Source organism: Burkholderia sp. BCC1644, from assembly GCF_902833225.1.
In the GTDB taxonomy this organism is placed as follows: domain Bacteria; phylum Pseudomonadota; class Gammaproteobacteria; order Burkholderiales; family Burkholderiaceae; genus Burkholderia.
This window is the reverse complement of record NZ_CADFEI010000021.1, coordinates 109,330-130,373: the sequence shown is the minus strand read 5'-3', so window position 1 is coordinate 130,373 and position 21,044 is coordinate 109,330. Positions and strand designations below refer to the sequence as shown.

The window sequence follows — 21,044 nt, the reverse complement described above, 5'->3', positions numbered from 1 at the left end:
GCCACAAAGCGAAATGCCGTAGCGCAAGGCCGCCATGTTTCCTTTATGCAACAATGGTTAAAATCACGGGTTAACCGCAATTTCCGCTGAATAATCAAGTCGGTTACGCAGCGAACTCGTGCCCTTGCCGCTCGCGGCGGCACCTGCAGCCAGGAGAACAGGAACGTGTTGGATGAACTGATCAGCGAATTCGATCGCGGCTTGCGATCGCTGACCGGCATTAGCCGGATGAGCCGCCCGGTGCCCGCGCCGGCCGTGGCGCCGGACGTCGAGCTGACGCCCGCGGAACGGACGCATGCCGCCGGGCTGATGCGCGTGAACCACGTCGGCGAGGTCTGCGCGCAGGCGCTCTACCAGGCGCAGAAGCTCACCGCGCGCACGGCGTCGGCGAAGGCGATGTTCGAGGAAGCCGCGCGCGAGGAAGAGGATCACCTCGCGTGGACCGCGCACCGCCTGAAGGAGCTCGACTCGCGCCCGAGCCTGCTGAACCCGCTGTGGTATGCCGGCGCGCTCGCGATCGGCGTGGCGGCCGGCACGCTCGGCGACAAGGTCAGCCTCGGCTTCATGGCCGAGACGGAGCGGCAGGTCGAGAATCATCTCGAAGGCCATATGTCCGAACTGCCGGCCACCGACGCGGCGTCGCGCGCGATCGTCGACCAGATGCGGATCGACGAGGTGAAACACGGCAAGGCCGCGACCGACGCAGGCGGGATCGAACTGCCGCTGCCCGCGCGGATGCTGATGCGCGCCGCGTCGAAAGTCATGACGAGCACTGCGTACTATCTCTGAGATTTGCGCCGGGGCGACGCGTGACGCCGCCCCGGTTCACCGCCCCCGATACCGCCCGCCGCCCCCTCGTTTTCCCGCCCCCAAAAGCCCCGTCCGCACGCCAGTCTGGCCCGTGTTTCTCACGTATCACCTTCACAAGTTGCACTAGCTCATTCATTTATAACGGTTTTTGGAATGAGGGGTCGCATGAGCATGTGCGCGTAAGTCCTTGTTCTAACTAACAAAATTCGTCAAAAAAGCGGGCCGCTCCCTTGACCGTGCCACACCCTTCCTCTAAAGTGGGAGACAGTGTGAGAAAGTGTATTTTTGTGTGATTTAGCAGGCTATTCCGGCTAAATTCTCAGCATTGAGCGGGTGCTTCGGTGCCCTGAACGGGAGAGCGGAACGTGTTCCAAGGGGCGTCGGCGCTGACGCTCGATGCGAAAGGGCGGATGTCGGTGCCGGCTCGCTATCGCGAAGCGCTGCAAGGACAGGCAGAAGGACGGGTGACTGTGACCAAGCACCCGGACGGCTGCCTGTTGCTGTTTCCGCGCCCCGAATGGGAAGTATTCCGCGCCAAGATCGCCGCGCTGCCGATGGACGCGCACTGGTGGCGGCGAATTTTTCTCGGCAATGCGATGGACGTCGATCTCGACAGCGCGGGCCGGATTCTTGTATCGCCCGAGCTGCGCATGGCAGCCGGACTGGAAAAGGAAGTCATGTTGTTGGGAATGGGTAGTCACTTCGAGCTGTGGGATTCGCAAACCTACAACGCGAAGGAGCAGGCAGCGATGGCGCAGGGCATGCCCGACGCGCTGAAGAATTTCACGTTCTGATTGCGGTGACGGAGACGCCCGCGATGGGAAATGAATTGCGGCATCGGACGGTGCTATTGGATGAGGCGGTCGAGTCGCTCGTGACGCGGCCGGACGGCGTGTACGTCGACGGTACGTTCGGGCGGGGCGGTCATAGCCGCGCGGTGCTCGCGCGGCTGGCGCAGGCCGGCCGGCTGATCGCGTTCGACAAGGATCCGAGGGCGATCGAGACGGCGCAGGGCATCGAGGATGCGCGCTTCTCGATCGTGCATGACAGCTTTGCATCGATGCGCGACGCGCTTGCGGCGCGCGGCGTCGAGAAGGTGTCGGGTGTGTTGCTGGACCTGGGCGTGTCCTCGCCGCAGGTGGACGATCCGGCGCGCGGCTTCAGCTTCCGCGCCGATGGTCCGCTGGACATGCGAATGGATCCGACGCGTGGCGAGTCGGCGGCCGAATGGCTCGCGCGGGCTTCGGTGCAGGAATTGACGGAGGTGATACGGGATTATGGGGAAGAACGGTTTGCTTTTCAGATTGCAAAGGCGCTTGTTGCTCGCCGGGCAGAGTCCGACCGTCTTGGGCCTCTCGACACCACGGGCGAGCTTGCCCAAATCGTGGGTCACGTCGTCAAAACCCGTGAGAAGGGCAAGGATCCGGCAACCCGCACCTTTCAGGCTATACGGATTCACGTCAATCAAGAGCTTGCGGACCTGCAAGTCGTACTAGACGCGGCACTGTCGTTGCTGGAGCAAGGGGGGCGGCTGGTGGTCATCAGCTTTCATTCACTCGAGGACCGGATCGTCAAGCGATTCATGCAGGCGCACGCCAGTGCGCCTGCGGTCGATCGTCGCCTGCCGATCCGTGCCGTCGACCTCCCGAGCCCGCCGCTCAAGATTGTCAGCCGCCAGTTTCCGAGTGAGGCGGAAGTCGCCGCGAATCCGCGCGCGCGCTCGGCCGTGATGCGCATTGCGGAGCGCGTCACGCCATGAGCCGCTTCAATATCTTCCTGCTGATCATCGTGATGGGTTGCGCGCTGTCGGTCGTCAACTCGACGAACCAGCAGCGGCAGATCTTCATCCAGTTGCAGCGCGCGCAGTCGCAGGAGCGTCAGCTCCAGCAGGACTACGCGCAGCTTCAATATCAGCAGAGCGCGCTGTCGAAGACGTCGCGCATCGAGCAGCTCGCGAACGATTCGCTGAAGATGCAGCCGATCTCGACCGGCCGCACGCAATACCTGACGTTGCCGCCGGGCGCCGCGAAGGCGATCGACGCGCCGATCCCGGCTTCGGCCGACACGGCAGGCAAGGGCAAGGGAGGCGCGCGATGAAGCCGTCCCAGAAGCGCCAGAACGTGAAGTTCTCGTCCAGCCCGGTGCTCGGCGTGCATCTGCCGATGTGGCGCTCGAAGTTCGTCGTGTTCCTGCTGTTCATGGCGTTCGTCGCGCTGGCAGCGCGGGCGTTCTGGATCCAGGGGCCGGGCAACGCGTTCTATCAGAAGCAGGGCGAGAGCCGCTACCAGCGCACGCTCGAACTGCCCGCGACGCGCGGCAAGATCCTCGACCGTAACGGGCTCGTGCTCGCGACGAGCCTGCCCGTGCGCGCGATCTGGGCGATTCCGGACGCGGTGCCGGACGATCTCGACGCCGACAAGGTCAACCAGCTCGGCAAGCTCCTCGGCATGACGCCGAAGGAACTGCGCGTGAAGCTGTCGGAAGACAAGGGGTTCGTCTACGTCAAGCGCCAGGTGCCGCTCGACGTCGCGGACAAGGTCGCCGCGCTCGACATTCCCGGCATCTACCAGCGCAACGAATACAAGCGCTTCTATCCGGAAGGCGAGATCACCGCTCACCTGATCGGCTTCACGAACGTCGAGGACGAAGGGCAGGAAGGCGTCGAACTCGGCGACCAGAAGATGCTGTCCGGCACGTCGGGCGTGCGTCGCGTGATCAAGGACCGGATGGGGCACATCGTCGAGGACGTCGCCGAGCAGATCCCGCCGCACAACGGGACCGACGTCGACCTGTCGATCGACAGCAAGATCCAGTACATCGCGTACGCGAACCTGAAGGCCGCCGTCGAGAAGTTCAAGGCGAAGGCCGGCGCGGCGATGGTCGTCGACGTGCGTACCGGCGAAGTGCTCGCGCTCGTCAACTACCCGACGTACAACCCGAACGACCGCTCGCGCATGACGGGCGAGCAGCTGCGCAACCGGATCATGACCGACGTGTTCGAGCCGGGCTCGATCATGAAGCCGTTCACGGTGTCGCTCGCGCTCGACCTGCACCGCGTGACGCCGAACACGCTCGTCGAAACGGGCAACGGGCATTTCGTGCTCGACGGCGCGCCGATCACCGACGACGCCGGTTTCGGCACGCTGACGGTTGGCGGCGTGATCCAGAAGTCGAGCAACATCGGCGCGACGAAGATCGCGATGACGATGCGGCCCGAGGAAATGTGGAATATGTATACGAGCATCGGCCTCGGCCAGGCGCCGAAGGTCGGGTTCCCGGGCGCGGTGGCCGGCCGCCTGCGTCCGTGGAAGAGCTGGCGCCGTATCGAGCAGGCGACGATGTCGTACGGCTACGGCCTGTCGGTATCGCTGTTCCAGCTCGCACGCGCGTACACGGCGATCGCGCATGACGGCGAGCTGATGCCCGTGACCATTTTCAAGACCGACCCCAATCAGCCGATCGCGGGCACGCAAGTGTTCAACCCGACCACCGCGCGCGAAGTTCGTGCGATGCTCGAGACGGTGGTCGCGCCTGGTGGCACGTCGCCGGATGCGGCCGTGCCGGGCTATCGCGTGGGCGGCAAGAGCGGTACCGCATACAAGCATGAAGGCCACGGCTACACGCGCAAGTACCGCGCGTCGTTCGTCGGGATGGCGCCGATGCCGAATCCTCGCATCGTCGTCGCGGTGTCGGTCGACGAGCCGACCGCCGGCAGCCACTTCGGCGGCCAGGTGTCCGGCCCCGTATTCTCGGCGATCGCCGGCGACACGATGCGCGCGCTGAACGTCCCGCCGAACATGCCGATCAAGCAGCTCGTCGTGTCTGACGATTCGCCGGCAGCACCGGCTGCAACGGGGCCGCAAAAGCTGGCCGCGGGAAGCGGTGCGAAGCATATGATCGTGTCCAGCACGACGCGTAATTCACCAGGAGTTGTTCGATGAGCGCCGCCCGCAGTTCCCATCCGGCGCATCAGCAGATCGCAGCCGCGCTTGCGTGGCTGCGTCAGCATGTGGCCCCCGCGGCGCAACTGCATGCCGACACGCGCAGCCTCAAGGCTGGCGACGTGTTCGTTGCGTATGCGGTCGACGGGGCAGACAACCGCGCCTTCATCTCCGACGCCGTCGCACAAGGTGCGGCCGCCGTGCTGTATCAGCCGGAAGGGCTGGCCGCAGCGCCGGCCGTACCCGTTGCGCTCGCGGTGCCGGCGCTCGACCAGCTCGCCGGCGAGATCGCCAGCGGCTGGTACGGCGATCCGAGCGACAGCCTGCTCGCGGTTGGCGTCACGGGGACGAACGGCAAGACGTCGTGCACGCAATGGATTGCTGCCGCGCTGACGGCGCTGCACCAGCCGTGCGCGGTGATCGGCACGCTCGGTACCGGGATGCCCGGCCAGCTCGTGCCGACCGGTTTCACGACGCCCGATGCGCCGCAGCTTCAGCGCAGCCTTGCGCAATTGCGCGACGCGGGCGCGAAGGCCGTGGCGATGGAAGTGTCGTCGCACGCGCTGCATCAGGGCCGCGTGAACGGCACGGCCTTCGATATCGCGGTATTTACGAACCTCACGCAGGATCACCTCGACTATCACGGCACGTTCGATGCGTACGAAGCCGCGAAGGCGAAGCTGTTCGCGTGGCGCGGCCTGCGCACGGCGGTGATCAACCGCGACGACGCGGCCGGCCAACGTCTGCTCGAGAAGCTGGCCGGTCGCGTGCGCACGATCGCGTACGGGATCGGCGACGCGCCGGCGCCCGATGCCGATCGCGAACTGGTCGCGCTCGACGTGCGCGCCACCGCGACCGGCACGGCATTCCGCCTGCGTTCGTCGTGGGGCGACGCGGACGTCGAGGTCGGCACGCTCGGCACGTTCAACGTCAGCAACCTGCTTGCGGTACTCGGCTCGCTGCTCTCGGCCGACGTGCCGTTCGATGCGGCGCTCGCCGAGATCGAGCGGCTCGAGTCCGTCAACGGCCGGATGCAGCGGCTCGGCGGCCGGCTGCAGAACGACGAACCGCTCGTCGTGATCGACTACGCACATACGCCCGACGCGCTCGAAAAGACGCTGGATGCGCTGCGCCCGATCGCCACGGCGCGCGGCGGCCGGCTCGTCTGCATGTTCGGCTGCGGCGGCGATCGAGATGCGACGAAGCGCCCGCTGATGGGCGCGATCGCGGAGCGGCTCGCCGACGAGACCGTCGTCACGAGCGACAACCCGCGCAGCGAAGATCCGCAGCGCATCATCGACCAGATCGTCGCGGGCATGACCGCGCCCGATCACGCACGTCGCATCGAGGATCGCGCGAGCGCGATCCTGCAGGCCGTGCGCGGCGCCGCACGCGAGGATGTCGTCGTGCTGGCCGGCAAGGGCCACGAGGCCACGCAGGAAATCATGGGCAAGAAGCGTACGTTCTCCGACCAGGATCACGCGCGGCTCGCGCTGGCAGCGCGCGCGACGCACGGCAAGGGAGGCGGCGAATGACGATGCTCAGTCTCGGCGAAGCCGCCCGCCTGATTCCCGGCGCAACCGTCCACGGCGACGCGGGTGTCACGTTCGATCGCGTATCGACGGACAGCCGCACGGCCGGTCCGGGCGACCTGTTCGTCGCACTGAAAGGCGAGCGCTTCGACGCGCACGACTTCCTCGGTGATGTCGCCGCGCGCGGCGCCGCCGCGGCGCTCGTCGCGCACGTGCCGGCCGGCGTCGCGATGCCGGCGATCGTCGGCGGCGAAACGCGCGCCGCGCTCGGCGCGCTCGCACACGGCTGGCGCAAACGATTCGCGCTGCCGCTCGTCGCGGTGACGGGCAGCAACGGCAAGACGACCGTCAAGGAAATGATCGCGTCGATCTTTGCGGCGGCGGTCGGCGCCGACGCACGGCTCGCGACCGCCGGCAATCTGAACAACGATGTTGGCCTGCCGCTGACGCTGCTGCGCCTGTCGGCCCAGCACCGTCTCGCGGTGATCGAGATCGGGATGAACCACCCGGGCGAGACCGAAGTCCTCGCGCGCCTCACGGCGCCGACGGTCGCGCTCGTCAACAACGCTCAGCGCGAGCACCAGGAATTCATGGCGACGGTGGAAGCCGTCGCGCTCGAACACGCGGCCGTGATTCACGCGCTGCCGCCGGACGGCGTCGCGGTGTTCCCGGCCGACGACGCGTACGCGGGCATCTGGCGGGTCGCGGCAACCGGCAACCGGATCCTCGATTTCGCGCTGCACGACGCCGAGCGGCAGAACGACGCGCAGGTCATCGGCCGCCTGCACGGCGGCGAACTCGCGATCGATACGCCGGCCGGCGCCGTCACGGTGCGGCTGCGCGCGCTCGGCGAGCACAACGCGCGCAATGCGCTGGCCGCGACGGCTGCGGCGCTCGGCGCCGGCGTCGCGCTGTCGGCGATCAGGCAGGGCCTCGAATCGTTCGAACCGGTCAAGGGCCGGCTGCAGGTGAAGCAGGCGACAGCCGGCAGCCTCGCGGGCGCGACGGTCGTCGACGATACGTACAACGCGAATCCCGATTCGATGCGTGCCGCGATCGACGTGCTCGCCGCGCATCCGGCACCGCGCGTGCTGGTGATCGGCGACATGGGCGAGGTCGGCGACGAAGGGCCGGCCTTTCACCGCGAGATCGGCGCCTATGCGCGCGATCGCGGGATCGTTGCGCTGTTCGCGCTCGGCGACGCGTCGCGCGATGCGTGCACGGCGTACGGCGACACGGCACGCCACTTCGACGACGTCGGCGCGCTCGTGGCGGCGCTGCTCGCGGCCGGTTACGGCGCGCAGGCGACGCTGCTCGTGAAGGGCTCGCGGTACATGAAGATGGAGCGCGTGGTCGACGCGCTGACGAACCAACCCGCGGCGGGCACTGCGCCCGCGGCACACTGAGTAGAAGGAAGGAAGCATGCTGCTGGCGCTGGCGCAATGGCTGCAAGGAGACGCAAGCTTTTTGCGCTTGTTCACGTACCTCACGTTCCGGGCGGTGATGGCCACCATCACCGCGCTGGGGATCGGGCTCGTGTGCGGACCGTGGGTGATCCGCAAGCTGACGCAAATGAAGGTCGGGCAGGCCGTGCGCAAGGATGGCCCGCAGACCCACCTCGTCAAGTCCGGCACGCCGACGATGGGCGGCGTGCTGATCCTGATCGGCATCGCGGTCGCGACGCTGCTGTGGGGCGACCTGACGAACCGTTTCATCTGGATCGTGATGCTCGTCACGTTCGGCTTCGGCGTGATCGGCTGGGTCGACGACTACCGCAAGGTCGTCCACAAGGACCCGCGCGGGATGTCGTCGCGCGAGAAGTATTTCTGGCAATCGGTGATCGGGCTGTTCGCGGCCGTCTACCTCGCGTTCAGCGTGTCCGAGGCGAACAACGTGCGCGTATTCGACCTGTTCATGGCCTGGGTGAGGAGCGGCCTGTCGATGGGGCTGCCGGCACGCGCCGACCTGATGCTGCCGTTCCTGAAGTCGATCAGCTACCCGCTCGGCGTGTGGGGCTTCATCGTGCTGACCTACTTCGTGATCGTCGGCGCGAGCAACGCGGTGAACCTGACGGACGGCCTCGACGGTCTCGTGATCATGCCGGTCGTGCTGGTCGGCGCGTCGCTGGGTGTGTTCGCGTACGTGATGGGCAGCGCGGTCTATTCAAAATACCTGCTGTTCCCGCACATCCCGGGCGCGGGCGAACTGTTGATCTTCTGTTCCGCGATGGGTGGGGCAGGGCTTGCGTTCCTCTGGTACAACACGCACCCCGCGCAGGTGTTCATGGGCGACGTCGGCGCGCTGGCGCTCGGCGGCGCGCTCGGCACGGTCGCGGTGATCGTGCGCCAGGAAATCGTGCTGTTCATCATGGGCGGCATCTTCGTCGCGGAAACGCTGTCGGTGATGCTGCAGGTTTCGTGGTTCAAGTACACGAAGAAGCGTTACGGCGAAGGGCGGCGCCTGCTGAAGATGGCGCCGCTGCATCACCATTTCGAATTGTCCGGCTGGAAGGAAACGCAGGTGGTCGTGCGTTTCTGGATCATCACGCTGATGCTGTGCCTGTTCGGTCTGACCACCCTCAAGCTGCGGTAAAGGAAAGGTAACAAGGATGTCTGGCGAGATGTTTGGAGATCGGCAACGGCCGATGGTGCTCGTACTGGGGCTCGGTGAATCGGGTCTCGCGATCGCGCGATGGTGCGCGAGGCACGGGTGCCGGCTGCGTATTGCCGATACCCGCGAGGCGCCGCCCAACCTTGCCGCGCTGCAGGCCGAAGGCATCGATGCGGAATTCGTCGGCGGCGCGTTCACGCCCGCGCTGCTCGACGGTGGCGTCGAACTCGTCGGGCTGAGCCCCGGCCTGTCTCCGCTCGAACCGGCGCTCGCGGCGCTGGTCGCGGCCGCGCACGAGCGCGGCGTCGCGGTGTGGGGCGAGCTGGAATTCTTCGCGCAGGCGCTGCGCGCGCTCGGCACGAGCGGCTACCAGCCGAAGGTGCTCGCGATCACCGGCACCAACGGCAAGACCACGACGACGAGCCTCACGGGTCTGCTGTGCCAACGCGCGGGCAAGAAGGTCGCGGTCGCCGGCAACATCAGCCCGGCAATGCTCGACCGGCTCGCGAACGCGATCGACGAAACGGCGCTGCCCGACGTATGGGTGCTCGAACTGTCGAGCTTCCAGCTCGAGACCGCGCGCACGTTCGCGCCCGACGCGGCCACGATCCTCAACATCACGCAGGATCACCTCGACTGGCACGGCAGCTTCGACGCGTACGCGCAGGCCAAGGGCCGGATCTTCGGCGCGACGACGACGCGCGTGCTGAACCGCGACGATTCGGCCGTGATGAAGTTTGCACCGGCGGCCGGCGCGGCCGACGCGCCGCGCACGGTCACGTTCGGCCTGAACGAACCGGTGCAGGACGGCGACTACGGGCTGTCGCGCGACAACGGTATCGCATGGCTGGTGGAAGCCGTCGATCGCGACGCGCCGGATGAAGTCGCGACGACCCGCCGGCGCAAGCGTGACGCGGCCCATACGCCCGACATTGCACAGAAGCGCCTGATGCCGACCGACGCGCTGCGGATTCGCGGGTTGCACAACGCGGCGAACGCGCTGGCCGCATTCGCGCTCGCACGCGCGATCGACCTGCCGGCCGCGCCGCTGCTGCACGCGCTGCGCGAATACCGCGGCGAAGCGCATCGCGTCGAAGTGATCGCGACGATCGACGACGTCGACTACGTCGACGACAGCAAGGGTACGAACGTCGGCGCGACGGTCGCCGCGCTCGACGGGCTCGCACAGAAGATCGTGCTGATCGCGGGCGGCGACGGCAAGGGGCAGGATTTCGCGCCGCTGGTCGCGCCGGTCGCGCGCTGGTGCCGTGCGGTGATGCTGATCGGCCGCGACGCGCCGGCGATCCGCGACACGCTCGCCGAAACGGGCGTACCGCTCGCCGACCACGCGACGCTGGAAGGCGCGGTGCATGCGGCCGCCGATCTCGCGGAGCCGGGCGATGCGGTGTTGCTGTCGCCCGCGTGCGCGAGCCTCGACATGTTCAGGAACTACGCCCATCGCGCGGATGTGTTCCGCGCGGCGGTCGACGAAATCGCCATCGACAAAGGAGCGACGCCATGAGCTGGTCCGATCGCCTCGTCTCCCGTTTCAACGACCGGCGCGACACCGGCGGCAATGCCGCGGGCGGTCGCGTCGCGTCGGCCACGCGTGCCGCGACGGGCGGCCTCGCGAGCGTCGTCAACGGCGTGCGCCCGAGCCGTTCGCGGATGCTCGATTTCGACTACTCGCTGTTGTGGGTCGCGATCGCGCTGCTCGGGCTCGGCGTCGTGATGGTGTATTCGGCGTCGATCGCGATGCCCGACTCGCCGAAATACGCGTCGTATCACGATTACGCGTTCCTGATGCGCCACTGCATCTCGCTCGCCGTCGCGTTCATCGCGGCGGTGATCGCGTTCCGCGTGCCCGTCTCGACATGGGACAAGTACGCGCCGCATCTCTTCCTGATCGCGCTCGTCGGCCTCGTGATCGTGCTGATCCCGCACGTCGGCAAGGGCGTGAACGGTGCGCGCCGCTGGATTCCGCTCGGCATCACGAACATGCAGCCGTCGGAAATCATGAAGCTCGCGGTGACGATCTACGCGGCGAACTACACGGTGCGCAAGCAGGAATACATGCAGAGCTTCGCGAAGGGCTTCCTGCCGATGGCATTCGCGGTCGGCCTGGTCGGTGCGCTGCTGCTGCTCGAGCCCGACATGGGCGCGTTCATGGTGGTCGCCGCGATCGCGATGGGCGTGCTGTTCCTCGGCGGCGTGAACGGCAAGCTGTTCGGCGGCCTCGTCGCGACGGCGGTCGGCACGTTCACGATGCTCGTATGGCTGTCGCCGTGGCGTCGCGAGCGGATCTTCGCGTATCTGGATCCGTGGGACGAGCGCTACGCGCAGGGCAAGGCGTACCAGCTCACGCACTCGCTGATCGCGTTCGGTCGCGGCGAGTGGTTCGGCGTCGGCCTCGGCGGCAGCGTCGAGAAGCTGAACTACCTGCCGGAAGCCCATACCGACTTCATCCTCGCGGTGATCGGCGAGGAGCTCGGCTTCGTCGGCGTGCTCGTCGTGATCCTGCTGTTCTACTGGATCGTGCGCCGCGCGTTCGAGATCGGTCGCCAGGCGCTCGCGCTCGACCGCACGTTCGCGGGCCTGATGGCGAAAGGCATCGGCATCTGGTTCGGCGCGCAGACGTTCATCAACATGGGCGTGAACCTCGGGCTGCTGCCGACCAAGGGCCTGACGCTGCCGCTGGTGAGCTACGGCGGCTCCGGCATCCTGCTGAACTGCGTCTCGCTCGCGGTGCTGCTGCGGGTCGACTACGAAAACCGGGTGCTGATGCGCGGAGGGAAGGTATGACCGCGTCGCAACGCACGCTGATGGTGATGGCAGGCGGCACCGGGGGCCACGTGTTCCCGGGGCTCGCGGTCGCGCACCGGATGGAAGCGGCGGGCTGGCGCGTCGTATGGCTCGGCAATCCGGCCGGGATGGAAGCGACGCTCGTGCCGAAGCACGGCATTCCGATGGAGTACGTGCGGTTCGGCGGGCTGCGCGGCAAGGGCCTGAAGACCAAGCTGACGCTGCCGGTCAACCTGCTGCGCGCATGCTGGCAGAGCCTCGGCGCGCTGCGTCGCGTGCGGCCGGACGTCGTGCTCGGGATGGGCGGCTACATCACGTTCCCGGCGGGCGTGATGGCCGCGCTGTCGGGGCGTCCGCTCGTGCTGCATGAACAGAATTCGATCGCGGGCCTGACGAACAAGGTGCTCGCGAAACTCGCGAAGCGCGTGCTCGTCGCATTCCCCGGCGCACTGCCGCACGCGGAATGGACGGGCAACCCGATTCGCGCGGAACTTGCGCGCACGGAACCGCCCAAAGCACGCTATGCGTCGCGCAGCGGCCCGCTGAACGTGCTGGTCGTCGGCGGCAGCCTCGGTGCGGCCGCGCTGAACGAAGTCGTGCCGCGCGCGCTGGCGCTGCTGACGCCGGGCGAACGCCCGCGCGTCGTGCACCAGGCCGGCGTGAAGCACATCGAAGCATTGAAGACGAATTACGAAGCGGCCGGTTTCGCGGCCGGCGAAGACGTGCGGCTCGTGCCGTTCATCGACGACATGGCGGCCGCGTATGCGGCGGCGGATCTCGTGATCTGCCGGTCGGGTGCGATGACGGTGTCGGAGATCGCGGCGGTGGGCGTGGCGGCGCTGTTCGTGCCGTTCCCGTACGCGGTCGACGATCACCAGACGACCAACGCCGCGTTCCTCGCCGACGCGGGCGCGGCCGTGCTGGTGCAACAACGCGACCTGTCGGCGGAACTGCTCGCCGACTGGCTGCGCGGCCAGTCGCGGGCATCGCTCGCGGACATGGCGGAACGTTCGCGCTCGCTGGCGAAGCCCGAGGCCACCGACGAAGTCGCGCGCGTGTGCGCGAAGGCGGCCGGCGCGAACCTGGAAGAACTGCAATGAAACACATCGTCAAACACATTCATTTCGTCGGGATCGGCGGCGCGGGCATGAGCGGCATCGCCGAAGTGCTCGTCAACCTCGGCTACGAGGTCAGCGGCTCGGATCTCTCGCGCAACGCGGTGACCGATCGCCTCCAGGCGCTCGGCGCACGGATCGCGATCGGCCACGACGCGGCGAACATCGAGGGCGCGAACGCGGTCGTCGTGTCGACGGCCGTGCGCTCCGACAACCCGGAAGTGCTGGCCGCGCGCAGTCAGCGCGTGCCGATCGTGCAGCGCGCGGTGATGCTCGCGGAGCTGATGCGCCTGAAGCAAGGGATCGCGATCGCCGGCACGCACGGCAAGACCACGACGACGAGCCTCGTCGCGAGCGTGCTCGCGGCAGGCGGCCTCGATCCGACCTTCGTGATCGGCGGCCGGCTGATCAGCGCCGGCGCGAATGCGCGGCTCGGCACGGGCGATTTCATCGTCGCCGAGGCCGACGAGTCGGACGCGTCGTTCCTGAACCTGTATCCGGTGATCGAAGTCATCACGAACATCGACGCCGACCACATGGACACCTACGGGCACGATTTCGCGCGGCTCAAGCAGGCGTTCATCGAATTCACGCAGCGCCTGCCGTTCTACGGCAGCGCGGTCGTGTGCGTCGACGATCCGAACGTGCGCCAGATCATCCCGTTCATTTCGAAGCCGGTCGTGCGCTACGGCCTGTCGCCGGACGCGCAGGTGCGTGCCGAGAACATCGACGCGCGCGACGGCCGGATGCACTTCACGGTGATCCGCGAAGGGCGCGCGCCGCTCGCGATCGTGCTGAACATGCCGGGCCTGCACAACGTGCAGAACGCACTCGCGGCGATCGCGATCGCGACCGACCTCGGCGTGACGGATGACGCGATCCAGCTGGCGCTGGCGGAATTCAACGGCGTCGGCCGGCGTTTCCAGCGTTACGGCGAGGCGCCGACCGCGGACGGCGGCCAGTACACGCTGATCGACGACTACGGCCATCACCCGGTCGAGATGGCCGCGACGATCGCGGCCGCGCGCGGCGCGTTCCCGGGCCGCCGTCTCGTGCTGGCGTTCCAGCCGCACCGCTACACGCGCACGCGCGACTGCTTCGACGATTTCGTCAACGTGCTGTCGACGGTCGATGCGCTGGTGCTGACGGAAGTCTACGCGGCCGGCGAGGCCGCGATCCCGACGGCCAACGGCGACGCGCTGTCGCGTGCGCTGCGCGCGGTCGGGAAGGTTGACCCGGTGTTCGTCGCGACGGTCGACGACGTGCCGGATGCATTGGCGAAGGTCGCGCAGAACGGCGACGTGGTGATTACGATGGGCGCGGGGTCGATCGGCGGCGTGCCGGCGAAGCTCGTGCAACACATTCAACAGAAGGCATGACATGAGCGGGATCGATCCGAAACGTTTCGGCAAGGTGGCGGTGTTGTTCGGCGGCGAATCCGCCGAGCGCGAGGTGTCGCTGACCTCGGGCCGCCTCGTGCTGCAGGGCCTGCGTGACGCGGGCGTCGATGCGCATCCGTTCGACCCGGCCGAGCGGCCGCTGTCGGCGCTGAAGGACGAAGGCTTCGTGCGCGCGTTCAACGCGCTGCACGGCGGCTACGGCGAGAACGGCCAGATCCAGGGCGCGCTCGATTTCTACGGCATTCGCTACACGGGCAGCGGCGTGCTCGGGTCGGCGCTCGGCCTCGACAAGTTCCGCACGAAGCTCGTGTGGCAGCAGACGGGCGTGCCGACGTCGCCGTTCGAGACGGTGATGCGCGGCGACGACCTGGCCGCACGCGCGACCGACATCGTCGCGAAGCTCGGCCTGCCGCTGTTCGTGAAGCCGGCGAGCGAAGGCTCGAGCGTTGCGGTGCTGAAGGTGAAGACGGCCGACGCGCTGCCGGCCGCGCTCGAGGAAGCCGCGACGCACGACAAGATCGTGATCGTCGAGAAGAGCATCGAAGGCGGCGGTGAATACACCGCGTGCATCGCCGGCGATCTCGACCTGCCGCTGATCAAGATCGTGCCGGCGGGCGAGTTCTACGACTACCACGCGAAGTACGTCGCCGACGACACGCAGTACCTGATCCCGTGCGGCCTGCCGGCCGAACAGGAAGCGGAACTGAAGCGCATCGCGCGCCGCGCGTTCGACGTGCTCGGCTGTACCGACTGGGGCCGGGCGGATTTCATGCTCGACGCGGCCGGCAATGCGTATTTCCTGGAAGTGAACACGGCCCCCGGGATGACCGACCACTCGCTGCCGCCGAAGGCCGCGCGCGCGGTCGGCATCAGCTATTCGGAGCTGGTCGTGAAGGTGCTGTCGCTCACGCTCAACGACTGACGCAGGAACGGAACGACGTATGTGGAACAACGTTCGCCAACTCAACCTTGCCGCCAGCGCGCTGTACGCGCTGCTGCTGCTCGTGTTGGCGGCGGCCGGTTGCTACTGGCTGATCCAGCGCCCGACGTTCGCGCTGCGGGAAATCCGGATCGACGGCGATACCGAGCACATCAACTCGCCGACGGTGCGCGCGGGCGTGGTCGGCCGGCTGAAGGGCAATTTCTTCACGGTCGATCTCGATACGGCGCGCGCCGCGTTCGAGCAGATGCCGTGGGTGCGCCATGCGAGCGTGCGCCGCGTGTGGCCGAATGCGCTGGCTGTCACGCTGGAGGAGTACAAACCGCTCGGGACCTGGGGCAGCGATCAACTGGTGAGCGTCGACGGCGAGCTGTTCACCGCGAACCAGGGCGAGCTGGAGCAGGAGCTGCCGGCGTTCGACGGCCCGGAAGGCAGTGCGAAGGAAGTCGTCACGCGGTATCGCGACTTCGGGAAATGGTTTGCGCCGCTGAAGGCGGCGCCGGAAGAAGTGACGCTGTCGGCGCGGTACGCGTGGACGGTGAAGCTGTCGAACGGCATGCAGGTCGAGCTGGGCAAGGAACGCAACAGCGAATCGCTGCATGACCGGAGCCAGCGTCTGGTCGCGGCCTGGCCGGTGGTCACGGAGCGTTGGGGCAACGACATCGAGTACGCGGACCTGCGCTATCCGAACGGATTCGCGATTCGCGCGGCAGGCATGCGGTTCCTGACCGATACCGACAAGCGCAAGAAGTAACGAGAGATCACACGCAAGAGCACTTTATGAGCAAAGACTACAAGGATCTGCTGGTTTCCCTCGACATCGGCACGTCGAAGGTGGTGGCCATCGTCGCCGAGCTGAAGGGCGAGGGTCACTACGAGGTGATCGGTCTCGGCCAGAGCGAGTCGAAGGGTCTGAAGAAAGGTGTGGTGGTCAACATCGAGGCCACCGTGCAGTCGATCCAGCGCGCGCTCGAGGAAGCCGAGCTGATGGCCGACTGCAAGATCACCAACGTGTTCACGGGGATCGCGGGCAGTCACATCCGCAGCTTCAACTCGAGCGGGATGGTCGCGATCAAGGACAAGGAAGTCACGCAGACGGACGTCGCGCGCGTGATCGAGACCGCGAAGGCGATCAACATCCCGACCGACCAGCAGGTGCTGCACATCCTCACGCAGGAATTCATCATCGACGGCCAGGAAGACGTGCGCGAGCCGATCGGGATGAGCGGTATCCGCCTCGAGGTGAAGGTGCACATCGTGACGGGCGCGGTGAGCGCCGCGCAGAACATCGTCAAGTGCGTGCGCCGTTGCGGGCTGGAAGTGAACGATCTGATCCTGCAGCCGCTCGCGTCGTCGCTGGCCGTGCTGACGGAAGACGAGAAGGATCTCGGCGTGGTGCTGGTCGACATCGGCGGCGGCACGACGGACATCGCGATCTTCGCCGAAGGCGCGATCCGCCACACCGCGGTGATTCCGATCGCCGGCGACCAGATCACGAGCGACATCGCGATGGCGCTGCGTACGCCGACGCCGGATGCGGAAGACATCAAGGTCGGCTACGGGATCGCGAAGCAGGCGCTTGCCGATCCGGACGAAATGGTCGAAGTGCCGGGCCTCGGCGAACGCGGCCCGCGCACGCTGTCGCGCCAGGCGCTCGCGGCCGTGATCGAGCCGCGCGTCGAGGAACTGTTCTCGCTCGTGCAGCAGGTCGTGCGCGAATCGGGTTACGAAGAACTGCTGAGCTCCGGCGTGGTCATTACTGGCGGGGCATCGATGATGCCCGGCATGGTCGAGCTCGGCGAAGACATTTTCCTGAAACCGGTGCGCATCGGCGCGCCGGAATATGCAGGCGGCCTCTCCGACGTCGTGCGCAATCCGCGCTACTCGACGGCGATGGGGCTGCTCGTCGAAGGCAGTGCCCAGCGCATGCGCGGCCGCAAGGTCGCCGTGCAGTCCGGCAACGCGGGGCAGGTGTTCTCGCGGATGAAGGAATGGTTCCTGAGCAACTTCTGACCAACCGAATTGAAATTCGCGCCGGTGCCGGCGGCTGGCGCGCGACAGGGGGTTGCCCGATCTCCTGCCGAATAACGGCCGATTAGCAGTCATTCTCTTGACGGAGGCAACATGGAATTCGAAATGCTGGAAACCGAGACCAACGGCACCATCATCAAGGTGGTCGGCGTTGGCGGCGCTGGCGGCAATGCCGTCCAGCACATGATCAACCGCGGCGTGCAGGGCGTCGACTTCATCGTGATGAACACGGACGCTCAAGCGCTGTCGCGTTCGCGTGCATCGTCGGTGATCCAGCTTGGCAACACGGGCCTCGGCGCCGGTGCGAAGCCGGAAATGGGTCGTGCGGCAGCGGAAGAAGCGCGTGAGCGCATCGCCGACGCACTGCGCGGCGCGCACATGGTGTTCATCACCGCCGGCATGGGTGGCGGCACGGGCACGGGCGCGGCACCGGTGGTCGCGCAGATCGCGAAGGAGATGGGCATCCTGACGGTTGGTGTCGTCAGCAAGCCGTTCGAGTTCGAAGGCGGCAAGCGCATGCGCGTCGCCGAAGCAGGCTCGCAGCAACTGGAGGATCACGTCGACTCGCTGATCGTCGTTCTGAACGACAAGCTGTTCGACGTGATGGGCGACGACGCCGAGATGGACAAGTGCTTCCAGTGCGCGGACGACGTGTTGAACAACGCGGTCGCAGGCATCGCTGAAATCATCAACGTCGATGGCCTCGTGAACGTCGACTTCGAAGACGTGAAGACGGTGATGGGCGAGCAGGGCAAGGCGATGATGGGCACGGCGACGGTTGCCGGCGTCGATCGCGCACGCCTCGCGGCGGAACAGGCCGTGGCGAGCCCGCTGCTCGAAGGCGTCGATCTGTCGGGCGCGCGCGGCGTGCTGGTCAACATCACGTCGAGCCGTTCGCTGCGCCTGTCGGAAACGCGCGAAGTGATGAACACGATCAAGAGCTACGCGGCGGAAGATGCGACGGTGATCTTCGGTGCGGTGTACGACGACGCAATGGGCGATGCACTGCGCGTGACGGTCGTGGCAACGGGTCTGGGCCGTGCGGCGAAGAAGCAGCAATCGGCACCGATGACGCTGCTGCGCACGGGTACGGACAACCAGCCGGTCAGCGCGGTGTCGCACGGCTATGCACCGGCCCATCACGTCAGCACGGCAGACTACGGCGCGCTGGATACGCCGGCAGTGTGGCGCAATTCGCGCGAAACCGCGGCATCGCACGTGCAGGCGCTGCAGGAGAAGGGTGTCGACACGTATGACATCCCGGCTTTCCTGCGCAAGCAGGCTGACTGACGCAAACACAGGCGAAGCCGCGGCGAAACTGCCGCGGTATCGCCGGCGTGACGGATGCTACGGACCACGACAGGCCGCGTCGACTGCGACGCCGGGCCGGGAAACGTGCCCTCTTCGCTCGAGCGAGGCGGGATGGGCCGTGCTGTCCGCAACACGCTGAAAAACCGTATCGCTATGAGGGACCAGCCATGATTCAAGTGGGCGACGCGCTGCCCGACGCGCAGTTGTTCGAGTTCATCGACGACGCGCGCGACGGGTGCACGCTGGGGCCGAACGCCTGCAGCGTGCGCGACCAGGTTGCGGGAAAGCGGGTGGTGATCTTCGGATTGCCGGGCGCTTTCACACCGACCTGCTCGGCGCAGCATGTGCCGGGCTACGTCGAACACGCCGAGCAATTGCGCGCGGCGGGTATCGACGAGATCTGGTGCGTGTCCGTCAACGACGCATTCGTGATGGGCGCATGGGGACGTGATCTGCACACCGCGGGCAAGGTGCGCATGATGGCGGACGGCAGCGCGGCTTTCACTCATGCGCTGGGGCTGACGCAGGATTTGTCCGCGCGTGGCATGGGGATTCGTTCCCTGCGCTACGCGATGGTGATTGACGGCGGTGTGGTCAAGACGCTGGCCGTCGAGGCGCCGGGCAAATTCGAAGTGAGCGATGCGGCGAGTGTTCTCGCGACGTTGACGTCCTGATCGTGCGGTGCGCCGTTGCCTGCCGGCAACGCTGCTCACCGGCCTCAGGGCAGTTGTAACACGGGCTGATGACCGGAAACGCCTCCGTTCCGGGCATCGGCCCGTCCCGTATCGGCGCGGGTAAACTGTCGAAACAGATTGATACGCAGTTTCAAACAGCGTTGAATAGGGAATTACGCTATAATCCCGTCTATCAAATTTAACTCCTGATTGATGTTTTCAATCACGACGAAGAACACCATGTTGAAGCAGCGCACCATCAAATCCATCGTCAAGACCGTGGGTATCGGTGTCCACTCGGGCCACAAGATCGAGTTGACGCTCCGACCCGCCGCACCGGGCACGGGCATCGTCTTTTCACGTGTCGACCTGCCCACGCCGGTCGACATTCCCGCGTCGGCGATGTCGATCGGCGACACGCGGCTCGCGTCGGTGCTGCAGAAGGATGGCGTGCGCGTGTCGACCGTCGAGCACTTGATGTCCGCGTGTGCTGGCCTCGGCATCGACAACCTGTACGTCGACGTGACGGCCGAGGAAATCCCGATCATGGACGGCAGCGCGGCTACGTTCGTGTTCCTGATCCAGTCCGCCGGCATCGAGGAGCAGAACGCGCCGAAGCGCTTCATCAAGGTGAAGAAGCCGGTCGAAATCCGTGACGGCGACAAGTTCGCGCGTCTCGATCCGTATTTCGGCTTCAAGCTGAAGTTCTCGATCGATTTCCGTCACCCGGCCGTCGACAAGACGGGCCAGGAGCTCGAAGTCGATTTCGCGACCACGTCGTACGTGCGCGAGATCGCGCGTGCGCGCACGTTCGGTTTCGCGCACGAAGCCGAGATGCTGCGTGAGATCGGCCTGGCGCGCGGCGGCAGCATGGACAACGCGATCGTGCTCGACGAGTACCGCATCCTGAACAACGACGGGCTGCGCTACGACGACGAATTCGTGAAGCACAAGATGCTCGACGCGATCGGCGACCTGTACGTGATCGGTCATCCGCTGCTGGCGTCGTACACCGCGTACAAGTCGGGTCACGGCCTGAACAACGCGTTGCTGCGCGAGCTGCTCGCGCACGAAGACGCGTACGAGATCGTGACGTTCGAGGATCCGCAGGCTGCGCCGAAGGGCTTCGCGTTCGACGCGCAGACGGCCTTCGCGTAACCGGTGTTCAGCGCAAGCGATAAAAAAAGCGACCTTCGGGTCGCTTTTTTGTTGGCTGGCCGCTGCCGGAGAGCGGTGCCTTCAACGCGGCTTCGCGCCGTGCCGGGCGGCCATGCGCGCAAGCGCGTCCTGCAGTGGCGACGGTTCGAGGTGAGCGGCGAGATCGCGCAACGCGGCGGCGCCGACCGAGGTCATCCGCGCCTGCTTCACGTGAGGCGGTTCCGGCGCGTCCTTCGGCCGCACGCGTACGCGCAGTGTCGCGACGGCCCAGCCGCGCTTCTGGAGATCGCCGAGGAGCCGCGGCTCGACTTGCCGCAACCGGGCAGCCAGCGCATTGTGCGCGGCAAAGAGGGTCAGGGTGCCGTCCTTGATGAAGCCCGGTTCGACATGATTCGCGAGGTATTCGGGCAGGAGCGCGGCGAGGTCGCGCTGCAGCGATGCGATCTGCTCGACGCCGGCGCGCAGCGCCGTGAACGCGTCGGTGCGGCCGAGCACTTCCGACACGGGTTGCGGACGATAGGCGGCGAGCGGGCCGAAACGCTTGGAAAATCGGTTCATCGAGGCATTCTTCGGGCGCGCACGCGCGCGGAGGTTGCCGTCGATTGTACCCGCGCCGGCCCGTACCCGGGCGGCTTTTGTCCCGCCAGCCCGGCCGTCGGCGTGCAGTACCCGTCCCGCCGAGACACGGGCGCACGCCTCCCCGCGTGCTAAAATTCGACG

19 protein-coding genes are annotated in these 21,044 nt (G+C 66.7%); 18 read left to right on the top strand and 1 reads right to left on the bottom strand.

Annotation, left to right across the window (positions count from 1 at the left end; all coding sequences use genetic code 11):
• Positions 1-165: 165 nt before the first annotated feature.
• The 18 genes from coq7 to lpxC all read left to right on the top strand — a co-directional run bounded on the left by coq7 (position 166) and on the right by lpxC (position 20,324).
• Positions 166-789, top strand: coding sequence for a 2-polyprenyl-3-methyl-6-methoxy-1,4-benzoquinone monooxygenase (gene coq7 / locus HWX87_RS31990; RefSeq protein ID WP_176050947.1), 624 nt, complete (start codon positions 166-168; stop codon positions 787-789).
• 386 nt (positions 790-1,175) lie between these two features.
• Complete coding sequence (gene mraZ / locus HWX87_RS31985; protein WP_006487094.1) at positions 1,176-1,604, top strand: division/cell wall cluster transcriptional repressor MraZ; 429 nt, start codon at positions 1,176-1,178, stop codon at positions 1,602-1,604.
• 23 nt (positions 1,605-1,627) lie between these two features.
• Positions 1,628-2,569: a 16S rRNA (cytosine(1402)-N(4))-methyltransferase RsmH gene (gene rsmH / locus HWX87_RS31980; protein ID WP_176050946.1), complete on the top strand. Its 942-nt coding sequence runs from the start codon at positions 1,628-1,630 to the stop codon at positions 2,567-2,569.
• Positions 2,566-2,907, top strand: a complete 342-nt coding sequence (gene ftsL, locus HWX87_RS31975) for a cell division protein FtsL (RefSeq protein ID WP_021159919.1) — start codon at positions 2,566-2,568, stop codon at positions 2,905-2,907. The genes rsmH and ftsL overlap by 4 nt, the downstream gene beginning before the upstream one ends.
• Complete coding sequence (locus HWX87_RS31970; protein ID WP_176050945.1) at positions 2,904-4,751, top strand: penicillin-binding protein 2; 1,848 nt, start codon at positions 2,904-2,906, stop codon at positions 4,749-4,751. The genes ftsL and HWX87_RS31970 overlap by 4 nt, the downstream gene beginning before the upstream one ends.
• Positions 4,748-6,286 carry a UDP-N-acetylmuramoyl-L-alanyl-D-glutamate--2,6-diaminopimelate ligase gene (locus tag HWX87_RS31965; protein ID WP_176050944.1) on the top strand — a complete coding sequence of 513 codons (1,539 nt, stop codon included), beginning with the start codon at positions 4,748-4,750 and terminating at the stop codon, positions 6,284-6,286. Before HWX87_RS31970 ends, HWX87_RS31965 begins: the two co-directional genes overlap by 4 nt.
• Complete coding sequence (gene murF, locus HWX87_RS31960) at positions 6,283-7,689, top strand: UDP-N-acetylmuramoyl-tripeptide--D-alanyl-D-alanine ligase (protein WP_176050943.1); 1,407 nt, start codon at positions 6,283-6,285, stop codon at positions 7,687-7,689. The genes HWX87_RS31965 and murF overlap by 4 nt, the downstream gene beginning before the upstream one ends.
• Positions 7,690-7,705: 16 nt before the next feature.
• Positions 7,706-8,875 carry a phospho-N-acetylmuramoyl-pentapeptide-transferase gene (gene mraY / locus HWX87_RS31955; RefSeq protein WP_006477019.1) on the top strand — a complete coding sequence of 390 codons (1,170 nt, stop codon included), beginning with the start codon at positions 7,706-7,708 and terminating at the stop codon, positions 8,873-8,875.
• A gap of 28 nt (positions 8,876-8,903) precedes the next feature.
• Positions 8,904-10,415 (top strand): UDP-N-acetylmuramoyl-L-alanine--D-glutamate ligase, encoded by a 1,512-nt coding sequence (murD, locus tag HWX87_RS31950; protein WP_176050942.1) that lies wholly within the window; start codon positions 8,904-8,906, stop codon positions 10,413-10,415.
• On the top strand, positions 10,412-11,695 hold the full coding sequence (gene ftsW / locus HWX87_RS31945) for a putative lipid II flippase FtsW (protein WP_176050941.1): 1,284 nt from the start codon (positions 10,412-10,414) through the stop codon (positions 11,693-11,695). Before murD ends, ftsW begins: the two co-directional genes overlap by 4 nt.
• Entirely contained in the window at positions 11,692-12,795 is a 1,104-nt protein-coding gene (murG, locus tag HWX87_RS31940) for an undecaprenyldiphospho-muramoylpentapeptide beta-N-acetylglucosaminyltransferase (protein WP_176050940.1), read from the top strand. Before ftsW ends, murG begins: the two co-directional genes overlap by 4 nt.
• The gene (gene murC / locus HWX87_RS31935) at positions 12,792-14,189 is read left to right on the top strand and encodes a UDP-N-acetylmuramate--L-alanine ligase (protein ID WP_176050939.1); all 1,398 of its coding nucleotides are present in this window, start codon (positions 12,792-12,794) and stop codon (positions 14,187-14,189) included. Before murG ends, murC begins: the two co-directional genes overlap by 4 nt.
• A gap of 1 nt (position 14,190) precedes the next feature.
• A complete protein-coding gene (locus tag HWX87_RS31930) occupies positions 14,191-15,132 on the top strand; it encodes a D-alanine--D-alanine ligase (RefSeq protein WP_176050938.1) in 942 nt (313 codons plus the stop codon).
• A 19-nt stretch (positions 15,133-15,151) separates the two neighbouring features.
• The gene (locus tag HWX87_RS31925) at positions 15,152-15,904 is read left to right on the top strand and encodes a cell division protein FtsQ/DivIB (protein WP_176050937.1); all 753 of its coding nucleotides are present in this window, start codon (positions 15,152-15,154) and stop codon (positions 15,902-15,904) included.
• Between the two features lie 26 nt (positions 15,905-15,930).
• On the top strand, positions 15,931-17,163 hold the full coding sequence (gene ftsA / locus HWX87_RS31920) for a cell division protein FtsA (RefSeq protein WP_006487138.1): 1,233 nt from the start codon (positions 15,931-15,933) through the stop codon (positions 17,161-17,163).
• A 111-nt stretch (positions 17,164-17,274) separates the two neighbouring features.
• Entirely contained in the window at positions 17,275-18,471 is a 1,197-nt protein-coding gene (ftsZ, locus tag HWX87_RS31915) for a cell division protein FtsZ (RefSeq protein WP_021159911.1), read from the top strand.
• Positions 18,472-18,659: 188 nt separating this feature from the next.
• Positions 18,660-19,166 carry a peroxiredoxin gene (locus HWX87_RS31910; protein ID WP_176050936.1) on the top strand — a complete coding sequence of 169 codons (507 nt, stop codon included), beginning with the start codon at positions 18,660-18,662 and terminating at the stop codon, positions 19,164-19,166.
• Positions 19,167-19,406: 240 nt separating this feature from the next.
• Positions 19,407-20,324, top strand: a complete 918-nt coding sequence (gene lpxC, locus HWX87_RS31905) for a UDP-3-O-acyl-N-acetylglucosamine deacetylase (protein WP_176050935.1) — start codon at positions 19,407-19,409, stop codon at positions 20,322-20,324.
• Positions 20,325-20,405: 81 nt separating this feature from the next.
• On the opposite strand, the gene HWX87_RS31900 is transcribed toward lpxC, so the two are convergent.
• Positions 20,406-20,882, bottom strand: coding sequence for a DUF721 domain-containing protein (locus HWX87_RS31900; RefSeq protein WP_176050934.1), 477 nt, complete (start codon positions 20,880-20,882; stop codon positions 20,406-20,408).
• Positions 20,883-21,044 lie beyond the last annotated feature (162 nt).